We start from the raw sequence: 13,441 nt of genomic DNA, 5'->3' as shown, positions 1-13,441 counted from the left end.
TCTCTACTTTCTTATTTGCAAATATGCACGAATCATAAAGTAACTCACTTCATTTGGAAGTTGTTCTTTAATAGATTTCAAACCACCTTCTACATTTTGTACGGCAGTTTCAATAAGAGATTCATACTCTGCTGGAACAAAGCTTTGCCAATTCACTTCCATACCATCTTCAAAAGAGCGAATTAAATGGTTTTCAATCGTTTGTCTTGATAGACCTCTATCTTTCGCAATCTCACTTAAATCAATGCCTTGTTTATACATTTCATACGTTTCTAAATGAGAATTTGCTGAAGCTTTGCCAGACTTTTTGCGCTCTGTAACAACTTCTGTCTTAATCGTTTCAGCATAATTTGGATTTTCTTCAATAAAGTGCTGAACTGCTTGTAAGAAGTGAGAACCGTACTTCACAAGTTTATGTTCCCCAATGCCTTTTACAGTAAGAAGCTCGGAATCATTTCGTGGCATTTTTGCACACATATCTTTTAATGTTTGGTCAGAGAAAATAACGAACGGAGGAACACCTTCTCCTTGTGCAATTTCTTTGCGCACATCACGAAGCACTTCAAATAAAGGATGATCTTGAACAATTTGTCTCGTTTCTACTCGTTCTTTGCGTAAAACGTTCTCTTTCCCAAGTAATACTTCTTTCCCTTTTTCTGTTACTTTTAATGTCGGATAAGTTCCGTGCTCAACTGCAATTAACTCTTCTGAAATTAAAAACTCAATAAACTCACTGACTTCTTTTACACTACGGTTTGATAAAAGACCGTACGTTGGCAAAGTATGAAAATTAAATTCAATGACTTTCTTATTTTTCGACCCAGTTAATACTTGTGCAATCATTTGTTTTCCGAATCGTTGGTTCGTCCTAATCATACAAGATAGTACCATTTGTGACTCTCTCGTCACATCTATACTTTCACGGTCATCTGTACAATTACCGCAGCGCCCACAATCTTCCTTCGGCTCTTCTCCAAAGTATTGCAAAATAAATGATTGTAAACATTGTTCTGTATGACAGTAATCGGTCATATTTTGCAGTTTTTCTAGTTCATTTGAAAAACGTGATTCTCCCGTTGATTGATCAATTAGAAAGCGCTGTACTTGCACATCTTGAGAAGAATATAACAATATACATGCACTATCTAATCCGTCACGACCAGCACGTCCTGCTTCTTGATAATAACTTTCCATATTTTTTGGCAGCTGATAATGAATAACATAACGAATATTTGATTTATCAATACCCATACCGAATGCAGATGTTGCTACCATTACACTGACTTCATCTCGTAAAAAGAGTTCTTGCTGTTCATTTCGATCGTGATCGCTCATACCAGCATGATATTTCGATACCGAAACTCCTGCTTTCCCTAAGTCTTCATATAATTGATCGACTACTTTTCTTGTAGCTGCATAAATAATCCCAGATTCCTTTTGATTTTGACGAATATAATCTGCTAAATACGCATTTCGATCTTGTCCTTTAATTACTGAAAACGATAAGTTCTCACGCTCAAACGTTGTCATAATTGTATTTTCTTGATTAATTCCAAGCGTGTTACAAATATCATCACGTACTTGTGGTGTTGCCGTTGCTGTTAATGCTAAAACAAGTGGTTTTTCCGGAAGATAATCTAATATGCGATGTATATGTAAATAACTTGGGCGGAAATCATGACCCCACTGCGAAATACAGTGTGCCTCATCAATCGCAATCATTGGGATTTTCATATCAATAAGTTGATCAACAAACTCCATAGAATCAAGACGCTCAGGCGCCACGTAAAGTAACTTATAATGTCCTTGTTTCGCCAATTGAATTCGTTGATTCGCTTCTGTAATAGAAATAGAACTATTAATATATGTAGCGGAAATACCGTTTTGTATTAATGTATCTACTTGATCTTTCATAAGTGATATCAAAGGTGATATTACTAACGTCGTTCCTTCAAATACTAATGCGGGAATTTGATAACAAATTGATTTACCACCGCCCGTAGGCATAATACAAACTGTATCTTTCCCGTCTAAAACATTTTTAATTGTTTCATCTTGTCCTCTTCGGAATGACGAATAACCGAAATAAGACGCTAAAAGTTCTTGTGCTTTTGTAAACAAAAAAGAGTCACCTGCTTTTCTTTATCTTTCATCTATTTATATTATATATCATAAAAGTGATGAATGTGGAGAACATGAATTATTCAAAACGTTCTAAGGAGAGATTTTATATAGCCTTATCGAATATATAAATGGTGTACATATAATTTGAGGAGGTCACGGGAATGAAAAATCATTCTAGCAAAATTAAAACTAAAAGTGAACAACTTGAATTTCCAAATAATGACGTATGGAAATATGAATCTTATTACAAATATCAACCATTATTTTCTTACAAAACGCTATTTAATTTCCTGTTTCGCCTTTTTAAACGATAATATTATCACTTAAAATATGACTATCACAAAACTTTCTCAATATTACCATCTATACATCCTACAACCTAAATCAGCAAGTATAATTATTTTAGAGCCTCTTTTTCAGCCAAAGCAAATAATTAAAATCGAAAAAAGTATCATATAAATTTGTTATATTCACGAAAGCAATTCATATTTCTCAATACACAAATCGAATTTTACTTGTTACTATAAAAGTACTCCAGATGAGTTTTTGCTCATCAACATTATCTAGTGAAAGGGGGCTGCCGCAGGAAGCAGCTCCCTTTCACTTTATTAAAAATTCACTTTCATTTGGACAGATTTACCAGGTTTATTCAAAATAATTTTATGGTAATATTACGTAGTCGAGTCCGACATCTCGGCAATACCCTTTTGAGGCTCTGCAACTTCCCTTGCAGAGCCTCTTTTACGTTATATTCGATTAATTCATATATATCACAAGTGTGTTTTCAAACTTTCTCCCTTTTTAACCTTCCACTTATCAAATTCTTGAAAATAATCTAGGACACGTAACTAAAAATAAATCTTTATCATACTTTGAGTTATACATGTTCAAAGGAGTGTTACTATTTATGTATTCTTATTGGCAATCGTATTACTCCCCCTATCATAATCCTTATGTAAACTTTGATGTATCTGTACGTAATTATCGAATTAGTAAAAACGAGAACTTTTTAAAAGGTTATATGCGTTCTTTATGGGAACAACACGTCGCTTGGACGAGGTTAGCTATTATAAGCATCGTCTTTAATTTACCAGATGTTAACGTGACAGTTGGACGGCTTCTACAAAACGCAACACATATGGGACTATCACTTGAACCATTCTATGGTGAGAATGCAGTAAAAAAATATAGTGCCTTAATTAAAGACCACTTAGTCATTGCAGCGGATCTTGTTAAAGCCGCAAAAGCTGGTGATCAAAATGCAGCTGCCGCTATAGAGAAAAAATGGTACGCTAACGGTGATGAAATTGTTGAGTTTCTTAACAGCATCAACCCACATATAGAAAAAGAAGAATTTAGAAAAATGTTTTATGAACATTTAGCACTAACGAAAGCAGAGGCACTTGCCTTTCTAAATAAAGATTTTGATGCAAGTGTAAAACTGTACGATAAAATTGAAAAAGAAGCATTAGAAATGGCCGACATGATAACAGACGCAATCGTAAAACAATTCCCACAAGTTTTTCAATAAAAATAAGCCGATTTGAAAAACCAAATCGGCTTATAAAACTTTCTAGCAATGATATTTTACCTCTCCTCTTTACATTTAGTTTATATCGATATATTTTATTAATATCCGTTTTTTATAGGAGGAAATAGTTTGATTAACGCCATTGGTCTCGTATTTATCCTCACAAATAAACACGAGAAAAAAAAGAAAGTTTATCTGAATGAAAAATTTGCATTAATAGACATTATTGATTCTAAAGAAGTATTTGATGATGAAGGTAATCCATTAGTAGAACTAACATGTAAATACAGTATATATTTAGATGAAAAATACTATTGTAAGTCTCTCGATGATTATACTGGACAAGTATTCCCCTTCTTAAGCGCAAAAATAGGGAAAGGTCTTCTTAGGAACTTAAATTATTACTTTTCCTACGTTGATGCCTATGATAAAAAACCACCTGTTAAAGAAATAAGACCGCTTATGCAACAAGTAACTAACAGGTAATGGAAACTAAAAAAAGAAAGCATCTAACTTCAGATGCTTTCTTTTTTAATCAATAGCTCGTTACCTTCATCCTCTTCTAAATATATGTATCCAAGCATACTTTAAGTTAAAAACATTGGAGGATTAGACTGAATGAAATACTCAGAAACTATTGTAAGTAAGCGGCTTCGAACACTAAAAATGTCTGGGATGTTTATCATGCTATTTTTAATCGCATGGCTTGGATATACAAAATTCCTTTATGAAAATGGATTTCTGCAAGAAAAGAAAAATTCAGTTGAAGTAATGAATACTAGCATTACAGGAGAAATTGAACAGAACTTTCATGTAAACTTACAAGGTTACCGTAAAACGAGCCTTGATACCGTTATAGATGCGAGTAAAACCGATCCAAGTGAACTATCATTAATCGAGCTTATTAATACAGCCTGTTCGCGAGATTGCATTGGTGAACCATTAACATATGTGAAATCAAACAATGGTTATATCTTTTATCAAGCATCAAACGGAACTTATGTACCTATAAAAATTAAAAAGAAAGATACATGGGAAATTGAAACCAAATCAATTCAAGATGGAATATAAATTAGTAATAAAAAAGAGTANNTACTCTTTTTTATTACTAATACCCTTCATGTTTACAATTGCATTTCGGTTTCTCTTTACAATGACACTTTTCACAATCACACTTCGGTTTCTCTTTACAATGACACTTTTCACAATCACACTTCGGTTTCTCCTTACGACGACACTCATCACAATCACATTTCGGTTTCTCTTTGCAACTGCATTCATGACAATTCCTGCATCTACATCCTCCAAACATTAAACCATCCCAAAACGATCGTCCACAATGACAATGATTCCCCATGAATATACTTCCTCCTAAATAGAATTCATTATATTCTATGTTTGAAATCATAGAAGAGCATGTTTACTAGTCTAGTTTTTACGAATTAGAATAGATAAATCATATTTAATGAATACTAATCTAGTTTAAAAGTTTCTGTAAAATAATCACTTGTAATCTATCATTCTATAAACCGAAAATAGATTTTATACATAATAGAAGGATAAATTCCGAAGAAAATTCGATTATATCTTCTTTGTGGAGCTGTTCTTTAGATAAGGGATATTCTAAATACACAGACTTAAATCACTAGATTTCCTTATACCACCATTTTTTACGTTCAAGATAATCTTTCATTGCATTTAGTTGCGTGTCTGAAGTTGGATCAGAAATGAAATATGTTAATCCATCAGATTGTAAAATGAACTTAGCTGTCATTTTTAGAGAAGTCAATGCTCCCATAACATCAGGAGTTTCATACGGTGAAAAAGCTCCTGATTGGATAATATTTTGTTTATTTTCTTGTACTTGCACTGGTTGTTGTACTGTTCCAGTAAACCACGATAGAGGTTTATTTCCTATGAGTGAATTGAGATCACATTTACCGATGCCAGGAACATTCCCTGTATCCGTGTACTGCCAAATATCACACGGATATGCTGGCTTATTGCCTCCATATCGCGGAATCCATACAAAGTCACATTTCACATTTGCCATGCCGAAAGGTTCATACATATGATGACCAACATATAAGCCGATTTTCTTAGCACCCAACCGGCGTAATTCGTCGATAAAAGCTTGTGTACCTGTTCGCATATCATCCATTGTTTTAACTTCAACATCTGCAGCCCAAACTGTAGCACTCTTATCTCCACGGTTCCAAAAATCACGAGCTTCTACTTTTGCATCTTCTACTGAAACGAAACGGCAGAATGCATAGTTACCAAATGGAATATTTCTCGCTTTCATCGCTTGTACATAATTTTTATATAGAGGGTCTACATAATTTGAACCATCTTGCACACGTGCAATTACGAAATCTAATTGTGGTGATGCTACATCCCAGTTAATATCGCCATTCCATTTCGAAATATCTACAATGTAACCCATTATTCAACATCTCCTTTTTTTATTATCATATTCATAGCTTGTCTTTTTTGCTCTTACCGTTTAAAATTTTGCCTACATTCTTTTAATGGCTGTAGAAATCGGATTACAATGTTTCCTGCGTTTTCTAGGGCTGACAACACTTCAATTCCCACGAAGAAGAGGAAATGGAAGAATCCACTTATCCTGTTTATTCATCTTTTACAGAATTGCTGGATAGCTTACGCGATTTTGAAGACGAAGAATAAAATAAAAAAGAAGAACGCCTTGCAGTAAGGATAAACGTCCTTCTTTTTATTAGTCAATGTAATTATCCATCAAATATCATCACGCTTGGGGCATAGCTCAATTAAAACAACGCTCGGTATCATACTCTCACGTGTTACCGAGTATAGATAAGTCAATATCTGACGAACTCGAAAAGATTATTAAAATGTGACCACATTTGTGACCAATTAAAAAGAGTAAACCAAAACTATAATTCCTTTCCTTCCTGCACCGCCCTCTTCAAGCTCTGCAACATATACCCAATCCCTTTACATCCTTCTAACGGATATGTAATGATTTCTTCTGGATATAACTTCGTCACTACTTTTTTATGCTTTTTTCCTGCAAGTAAAAAGATTTCATCAAACTGAAGTAAATCTTTTTCAACCATCTGTTTTTGTAATTGTTCTATACTAATAATCTCATTACTTTTAGAGTCAAATGCAAGATCATAGTTTTCTTGTACAATATCATTTGGTCTTAAAAACCCATGCTTCGCTGATAAGATAACCCAGTTCTCAAAAAACTCAGTCGCGTACGCCTGACATGCTTTTCCAAACGGGCTAATATATACGTCTTTTGCCTCTGCCTTTCCGTAATCTGGGTACTTATCCCAAACTTTCTTTTTTCCGCATGGAATTATGCATAGCCTTTTCATCGTTATTTCGTACCTCGTTTCTATCTTACTTATGAAATATTAATTTTTCAGTACATTTTTTTGCAAAATACTATATAATAATCTCAAAAGATAAAATTACATTATATCCCATATTTAGTTTAGTTTCTTTTAGAACTGTCGATTAAACATATATATTATTACATAAACACACCGTACTAAAGTCAATTTCATACAACATGCATATACCTCATCCTTTAATTCATTTGTTAAGGTTTCGTAAAATCAAGTACACTTAATCTTCTAATCCCCACTCAATAGTATAATATATAAATATATTGTTAGCAGGAGGTGAATAAATATGAAAAATATACTCCCAGCATTATTAGCTTATATCATTGTTTGTATCATCGCAATTATCATTCCAGCATCTGACGGCTATAATTCTGTGGGATGGAAATTATTTGTTGGGCAAGCGTACGCAATACCTATTTTCATTATTGTTGCTATTGTTACATTTTATATAAACAAGAAGCGATCTTATGAATAAACGGTTAGGAGGATAGCAATCGCTATCCTTTTTTATTCCCCTTTATTAAGTAGATCTGTAGTTCTATAAAAAAAAGACAAGCAGCCAATCTGACTACTTGTCCTTCCTGTTTATCCGTATTCAATAATATTAAGCTTGGAATGCTTCTGTTAGTACTGGTACGATTTGTTTTTTACGAGATACAACACCTTTTAATGTAGCTGTGTTGTTTTCAAGAGATACATTGTAAGCTTTCTCAACAACGTTTGCTGCTTTACCAATCGCAAGACCTACAGAATCGTTAGTTAAGATATCAGTTACAACGAATAAGAATAGGTCTAAACCTTTTTCTTCTACTACTGCAGAGATAACTTTTTCAAGTTCCGCTTGGTGTACAAGAACGTCGTTTGTATCAACAGCGTTTACTTGTGCGATTTCAACTTTCGCGTTACCCATTTGGAATTCTTTAGCGTCAAGAGAGATTAATTGCTCCATTGTTTTTCCGCTTAAGTCAGCACCAGCTTTTAGCATTTCTAAGCCGTAGCTATCTGCATCTACACCAGCGATTTCAGCTAATTCACGAGCTGCTGCTACGTCTTGCTCTGTGCAAGTTGGAGATTTGAATAATAAAGAATCTGAAATGATTGCAGATAACATTAAACCTGCAACTTCTTTACGAATTGTAACTCCATTTTCTTTGTACATTTTGTTTAAGATTGTAGCTGTACAACCAACTGGCTCACAACGGTAGTATATAGGATCGCTTGTTTCAAAGTTAGCAATACGGTGATGGTCAATAACTTCTAACACACGAACAGATTCGATATCGTTAGCACTTTGTTGACGCTCGTTATGATCAACTAAAATAACGTTGTCCACTTCGCTTGCAACTGTCTCAACAAAACGCGGTCCTTCTACTTTAAAATAATCTAACGCAAATTGAGTTTCACCGCTGATTTCGCCTAAACGTACAGGCTCAGCATTCATTCCTAATTCTTTTTTCAATTCTGCATAAGCAATTGCAGAACAAATTGCATCTGTATCTGGGTTTTTATGCCCGAAAACTAGTACTTTTTCCATGTTTTCCACCTCTTCATGAAAAGGATATCTTAAAGAAGCAAATATGACAATATTTAAAGCCGAATTTTTTATAAATAATTGCACTTTCTTCTATATTTTTCATCGTTTTCACAAATAAAGACCATCTAAAATAATTTAGATGGTCAAAAATTATCTTTTCGTTAAAATAAAGATGGAACTTGCACTACGTTGTTAAATGCGAAATTGGCATAGGCAGTCTAATTATCGAATAGCCCTCTTCCTCTCAAATTTGCGGAAACAGGCTCCTTTCCTATTTCACGTGCCCATATAGATAACTGGCCGATATGGTGGATTTCGTGGACGATGACATGGCGTATTATCTCTCCGTGTGTACATTCAGTGACTCTGCGCCTAATTGGTGCGTCTCTAGAGCTAATCGGTTCTTCAGTGAAATCAGTTTCTGAAAGTTTCCGAGAATCCATTTCATTTGTCCAAGATGTCACAAATGGCTTCACTTTCTCGTGGTATTGAGCTGAAAGATTTTTTACTTTTTGTAAACTGACATACTCTTCAAACAATGGCTCATCGGGCACTGGTTCACCGCGCAAACCTAAGATCCACATATATTCCACATCTACAATATGAAATAAGGTATGTAAGATACTGCCGAACCCACCGACTCGTTTCTTTAATAGTTCTTCATCCGGCATGTCTTCGCACAATGTAAACCAATCATCACGAACTTGCCAGTTATATTGAAACAGTTTCAACATGACAGCAACCTCCATCTTTTAGATTAACATTTAATATTCACCAAAAGACTTCAAAATCCCTATTTAAATAATAACTCTAAAAAACCTATTAAAGCCTTCTACAAACTGGTCTTTTAATTGAACATTCCAGATGAAGTTACAGGATCAAAAGAACAACCCTATTATATAGGGTTTTATCAAACTTTGTTTTAAATTATCTTCCTTTTCCAATAAAAAACTAAATCATTTTATAATAAATTACCGTTGCATCTAACTCACCATTCGGAGAAATCGCATACCCTGGTATTTTCCCAACTTCTTGGTAGTCTAATGATTTGTACAGTCTATTGGAAGGATCTCCTTCTCTCGTATCTAGCACTATAAGAGACCTGTTTTCTTGTTTTGCTCGTTCCTCTGCTTTTTGCATAAGCAAACGTCCAATGCCGTTACGTCTAAAGTTTGGATGAGTCATTAACTTACAAATTTCGGCTCTATGGATCCCGTTTGGCTTTGTAACTAAATGCAATTGAACACTTCCTGCTACTTCATTATTTATTTTAGCGACAAACAAGATTACTTCTGGTGCTAATACAGTTTTCCAATACTGCATTGCTTCTTTTTGTTCAAGTGGAGGTAAAAAACCAATTGACGCCCCATCATCTACTACAGTTTTCAAAAGTTTAGAAAGCTCTTCAATATCATTTTCTAGTTGCTTAATTTCTTCAATTACTAAATTTCGCATTACATTTCCCCCTTTTGTTTCATTGTAACAACTTTTAAAGAAGGAATAATTAAATTCTAAGATGAAATTATTTAAAATATGATTTTTTAGAGAAAGGATAACTATATGAAACAATTGAAACTCTTTCATAAAAATTAGGATAAACTAGAAAGCCCTCCTTAAAATAATATTTTAAGGAGGGCTTTCTGTTTAATACTAAACAAATTCTGTATATAACCTTAATAAAAGAGTGAATTTTCAGTTTTTTAATAACGAAAATTTACATATTTAAAATTTAACGCTATCATCTACTGGCACTTTTTCTTTAGAACCTTTCTTTTCAACCTCTTTACTCCGCTCTTCCCAAATCGTTAAACCTTCAATTCCTACTTTTTTAGGATCAAAAACCGGATCTTTTCCTTCTTTTTTCTGTGTTTCATAATCTTTTAATACTTTTAATGCGGTTTTGCTTAACAATAGGATTGCTATAAGGTTTAACCATGCCATACTACCTATTCCAAGATCCCCAAGGTTCCATAAGAACGAAGCTGATTCTACACTACCGATATAAACCATAATTAAAAATCCAATTTTTAAAACTGATTTTAACCAGCCATATTTTAATTCGCGATCTAAATAAGTGAGTGTCGTTTCTGCAATATAGTAGTATGCGAGCAAAGTTGTAAATGCGAAGAAGAAGATTGCGATTGAAATAAATATTGGACCAAATCCTGCCATTACAGTTTCAACTGCTTGTTGTGTATAGAGTGGTCCAGCTTCCACATTTCCTATATTTTTTACAATAGCACTTTTCCCTTCAGGTATTACATTATACATACCTGTTATTAATATCATAAGAGCAGTCGCTGTACATACAACAATTGTATCAATATATACGGAAAACGCTTGAACTAATCCTTGTTTTGCAGGGTGTGACACTTCAGCAGCAGCCGAACTATATGTCGCTTCTCCAACACCAGCAACATTTGAAAATACAGCACGTTTTACGCCCCAAGCAATAGCTGCACCAACGATACCACCAAACATTTCATTTACACCAAATGCACTTGAGAAAATTAAAGCAAACATACTTGGAATTTCTGCTATATTCGCAATTAAAATGATACATGTAACAATTACATATCCAATTGCCATAAAAGGTACTAACATTTGAGACACACCAGCAATTCTTTTTACGCCCCCAAATATAATTGCTGCTAACAGCACAACTAATAGTATTCCAGTTATATACTTGCTAATGCCATTAGAGTTTTCAAATCCAACTGCGATACTACTAGATTGAATACCTGGTAATAAAACGCCATATGAAAGTGTTACAACTACCGCAACAATGACCGCAAACCATTTCATTTTTAAACCTTTTTCAATAAAATATGGTGTACCACCGCGGTATTCATTTCCTACTTTACTTTTATATACTTGAGATAATGTTGATTCAACGAATGCACTAGCTGCTCCTAAAAGGGCCATTACCCACATCCAAAATACAGCTCCAGGTCCGCCAAAAGCGATAGCTGTCGCTACCCCTGCGATATTACCTATTCCAACCCTACCTGATAAGGCCAAACAAAATGCTTGGAAGGATGATATCCCAGTCTCTGAGCTTTTCCCTTCAAAAAGTAGCTTAATCATCTCTTTAAAATAACGAATCTGTAAAAAACGAGTCGCAATGGTGAAATATACGCCTGCCCCTAATGCGAAAATAACTAAACCAATACTCCATACTTGCCCTACTAACCACTCTACTAACTGCTCCATCAAAGTCCCCCTCTTAAGTATTTTGAAAAAGAATATTTATATATAGAAAGCGGACAACCTTTGACTTGCATTCCAGTTGTCCGCTTCTCTTATTTATTCCGTTATTTACGGGCTATAGACTTCTACTAAATAGAGTTTCACTTAATATTGACCCAGACACTCTTCACTTCTGTATAATTATCTAGCGCATATGAGCCTAACTCACGCCCAATACCAGATTGCTTATATCCACCAAACGGGGCAGCAGCATTTTCTAAGTTATAATCATTAATCCAAACTGTTCCTGCCTTTAATTTATTGGCAACTTGATGTCCAGTTTTAATATTTTGTGTCCATACCCCAGCAGCAAGCCCATATGAAGAGTTATTCGCTCTTTCAATTACCTCTTCGGTCGAATCAAATGGAAGTACAACGACAACTGGTCCAAAAATTTCTTCCTTAACAATCGTCATATCGTCAGTAACATTTGTGAATACTGTTGGCTGTACAAAATAACCTTTTTCAAATGCACGTTTACCGCCAGCTGCAACAGTTGCACCTTCAGCTTTTCCTTCTTCAATGTAATTCAGCACTCGCTCTTGTTGTTTTTTAGATACGAGTGGACCCATTTCAGTTTCCTTCTCCATACCTGCTCCAAGCTTGACTTCATTTGCCATTTTTACAAGTTCATTTACGACTGTTTCATAATGCTTTCGATGAACGAATACTCTAGATCCTGCACTACAATTTTGTCCGTGATTATACATAATACCTTGGAACGCACCGTTAATTGCTTCTTCTAAGTCAGCGTCTTCTAAAATGATATTTGGTGACTTACCACCAAGTTCTAATGTGACATGTTTAATTGTTTCTGCAGATTGGCGCATAATATATTTTCCCGTAACTGTTGAACCAGTGAAAGCTACTTTATCAATATCATGATGATTTACAATTGCCGCTCCTGCTTCTTGGCCGAAACCTGGTACAAAGTTTACAACACCGTTTGGAAAACCAGCTTCTTTAAATAGCTTCGCTGTATATAATAAAGATAAAGGCGTTTGCTCTGCCGGTTTTAATACAATGGTACACCCTGTCGCAAGTGCAGCTCCCATTTTCCAAGAAGACATAACGAGCGGGAAATTCCACGGAATAATTTGACCTACAACGCCAACAGGTTCATGGCGTGTGTAATTTAAGTAGTCTTTTGAAATCGGAATGGTTTGCCCGATAATTTTTGTAGCCCATCCCGCGTAATAACGATAGTTTTCTACTGTCGCTGCAATATCATCATCCAGTGCTACTTGATATGGTTTTCCGTTATCTAAAGCTTCAAGCTGTGCTAATTCTTCTCTATGCTCTTCAATTAAGTCTGCTAATTTATAAATAAGATGCGCTCTTTCAGCAGTAGTCATTTCTGCCCACGGACCCGATTCAAATGCAGATCTTGCTGCTTTTACTGCGACATCAATATCTTCTTCTTGCGCTTCACATACTACTGCTAGAACATCTTCTGTTGCTGGATTGTAAGTTTCAAACGTCTTACCGCTCATAGAAGAAACAAATTCACCATTAATAAACATTTTAACTTCTTCATTTAAAAACGCTTTCACTTTTGGTTTCAGTTCAATGTTTGTCGTTAACATACATGCTCTCCTCCTT

General features: G+C 34.7%; 12 protein-coding genes and 1 pseudogene. 5 read left to right on the top strand and 8 right to left on the bottom strand.

Annotated features, from left to right (window positions below; translation table 11 throughout):
* Positions 1-3: 3 nt before the first annotated feature.
* Positions 4-2,121 (bottom strand): DNA helicase RecQ, encoded by a 2,118-nt coding sequence (gene recQ / locus COC96_RS06585; RefSeq protein WP_098768528.1) that lies wholly within the window; start codon positions 2,119-2,121, stop codon positions 4-6.
* Between the two features lie 910 nt (positions 2,122-3,031).
* On the opposite strand from recQ, the gene COC96_RS06580 reads away from it, so the two are divergent.
* The 3 genes from COC96_RS06580 (at position 3,032) to COC96_RS06570 (ending at position 4,726) form a co-directional block, all read left to right on the top strand.
* The gene (locus tag COC96_RS06580) at positions 3,032-3,655 is read left to right on the top strand and encodes an acetylglutamate kinase (RefSeq protein WP_142339961.1); all 624 of its coding nucleotides are present in this window, start codon (positions 3,032-3,034) and stop codon (positions 3,653-3,655) included.
* A 129-nt stretch (positions 3,656-3,784) separates the two neighbouring features.
* Entirely contained in the window at positions 3,785-4,141 is a 357-nt protein-coding gene (locus COC96_RS06575; RefSeq protein WP_098266478.1) for a cytoplasmic protein, read from the top strand.
* Positions 4,142-4,273: 132 nt separating this feature from the next.
* Positions 4,274-4,726, top strand: coding sequence for a hypothetical protein (locus COC96_RS06570; RefSeq protein ID WP_098768526.1), 453 nt, complete (start codon positions 4,274-4,276; stop codon positions 4,724-4,726).
* A 574-nt stretch (positions 4,727-5,300) separates the two neighbouring features.
* On the opposite strand, the gene COC96_RS06560 is transcribed toward COC96_RS06570, so the two are convergent.
* Entirely contained in the window at positions 5,301-6,101 is an 801-nt protein-coding gene (locus COC96_RS06560; RefSeq protein WP_098266476.1) for a GH25 family lysozyme, read from the bottom strand.
* Positions 6,102-6,241: 140 nt separating this feature from the next.
* On the opposite strand from COC96_RS06560, the pseudogene COC96_RS06555 reads away from it, so the two are divergent.
* Positions 6,242-6,346: pseudogene (locus COC96_RS06555) on the top strand (SMI1/KNR4 family protein); the annotation flags it as partial.
* 227 nt (positions 6,347-6,573) lie between these two features.
* Here COC96_RS06555 and COC96_RS06550 read toward each other — a convergent pair.
* Entirely contained in the window at positions 6,574-7,023 is a 450-nt protein-coding gene (locus tag COC96_RS06550) for a DUF6884 domain-containing protein (RefSeq protein ID WP_098768525.1), read from the bottom strand.
* A gap of 319 nt (positions 7,024-7,342) precedes the next feature.
* Here COC96_RS06550 and COC96_RS06545 point away from each other — a divergent pair, with 319 nt between their 5' ends.
* Positions 7,343-7,531 carry a DUF4017 family protein gene (locus COC96_RS06545; protein ID WP_097903700.1) on the top strand — a complete coding sequence of 63 codons (189 nt, stop codon included), beginning with the start codon at positions 7,343-7,345 and terminating at the stop codon, positions 7,529-7,531.
* 129 nt (positions 7,532-7,660) lie between these two features.
* Here the strand turns inward: COC96_RS06545 and ppaC are convergent, their stop codons facing one another.
* The 5 genes from ppaC to COC96_RS06520 form a co-directional block, all read right to left on the bottom strand.
* Positions 7,661-8,590 (bottom strand): manganese-dependent inorganic pyrophosphatase, encoded by a 930-nt coding sequence (gene ppaC / locus COC96_RS06540; protein WP_000416871.1) that lies wholly within the window; start codon positions 8,588-8,590, stop codon positions 7,661-7,663.
* Between the two features lie 218 nt (positions 8,591-8,808).
* Positions 8,809-9,324, bottom strand: a complete 516-nt coding sequence (locus tag COC96_RS06535; RefSeq protein ID WP_098768524.1) for a DinB family protein — start codon at positions 9,322-9,324, stop codon at positions 8,809-8,811.
* Between the two features lie 217 nt (positions 9,325-9,541).
* Positions 9,542-10,045: a GNAT family N-acetyltransferase gene (locus tag COC96_RS06530; protein WP_098768523.1), complete on the bottom strand. Its 504-nt coding sequence runs from the start codon at positions 10,043-10,045 to the stop codon at positions 9,542-9,544.
* 267 nt (positions 10,046-10,312) lie between these two features.
* Positions 10,313-11,803, bottom strand: a complete 1,491-nt coding sequence (locus COC96_RS06525) for an alanine/glycine:cation symporter family protein (protein WP_098768522.1) — start codon at positions 11,801-11,803, stop codon at positions 10,313-10,315.
* Between the two features lie 137 nt (positions 11,804-11,940).
* Entirely contained in the window at positions 11,941-13,425 is a 1,485-nt protein-coding gene (locus COC96_RS06520; RefSeq protein ID WP_098266472.1) for an aldehyde dehydrogenase family protein, read from the bottom strand.
* Positions 13,426-13,441: the final 16 nt, after the last annotated feature.

Origin of the sequence: Bacillus cereus (assembly GCF_002577405.1) — a bacterium.
Lineage (GTDB): Bacteria > Bacillota > Bacilli > Bacillales > Bacillaceae_G > Bacillus_A > Bacillus_A cereus_AU.
Note: the sequence above shows the minus strand (reverse complement) of the source record. Positions and strands in the feature narration are given on the sequence as shown.

Bases quoted from the DNA above. Each gene is read 5' to 3' on its own strand.
- COC96_RS06520 (WP_098266472.1), bottom strand. From the start codon at position 13,425: ATGTTAACGACAAACATTGAACTGAAACCAAAAGTGAAAGCGTTTTTA.
- ppaC (WP_000416871.1), bottom strand. From the start codon at position 8,590: ATGGAAAAAGTACTAGTTTTCGGGCATAAAAACCCAGATACAGATGCA.
- COC96_RS06525 (WP_098768522.1), bottom strand. From the start codon at position 11,803: ATGGAGCAGTTAGTAGAGTGGTTAGTAGGGCAAGTATGGAGTATTGGT.
- COC96_RS06545 (WP_097903700.1), top strand. From the start codon at position 7,343: ATGAAAAATATACTCCCAGCATTATTAGCTTATATCATTGTTTGTATC.
- COC96_RS06560 (WP_098266476.1), bottom strand. From the start codon at position 6,101: ATGGGTTACATTGTAGATATTTCGAAATGGAATGGCGATATTAACTGG.
- COC96_RS06580 (WP_142339961.1), top strand. From the start codon at position 3,032: ATGTATTCTTATTGGCAATCGTATTACTCCCCCTATCATAATCCTTAT.
- COC96_RS06550 (WP_098768525.1), bottom strand. From the start codon at position 7,023: ATGAAAAGGCTATGCATAATTCCATGCGGAAAAAAGAAAGTTTGGGAT.
- COC96_RS06530 (WP_098768523.1), bottom strand. From the start codon at position 10,045: ATGCGAAATTTAGTAATTGAAGAAATTAAGCAACTAGAAAATGATATT.
- COC96_RS06570 (WP_098768526.1), top strand. From the start codon at position 4,274: ATGAAATACTCAGAAACTATTGTAAGTAAGCGGCTTCGAACACTAAAA.
- COC96_RS06535 (WP_098768524.1), bottom strand. From the start codon at position 9,324: ATGTTGAAACTGTTTCAATATAACTGGCAAGTTCGTGATGATTGGTTT.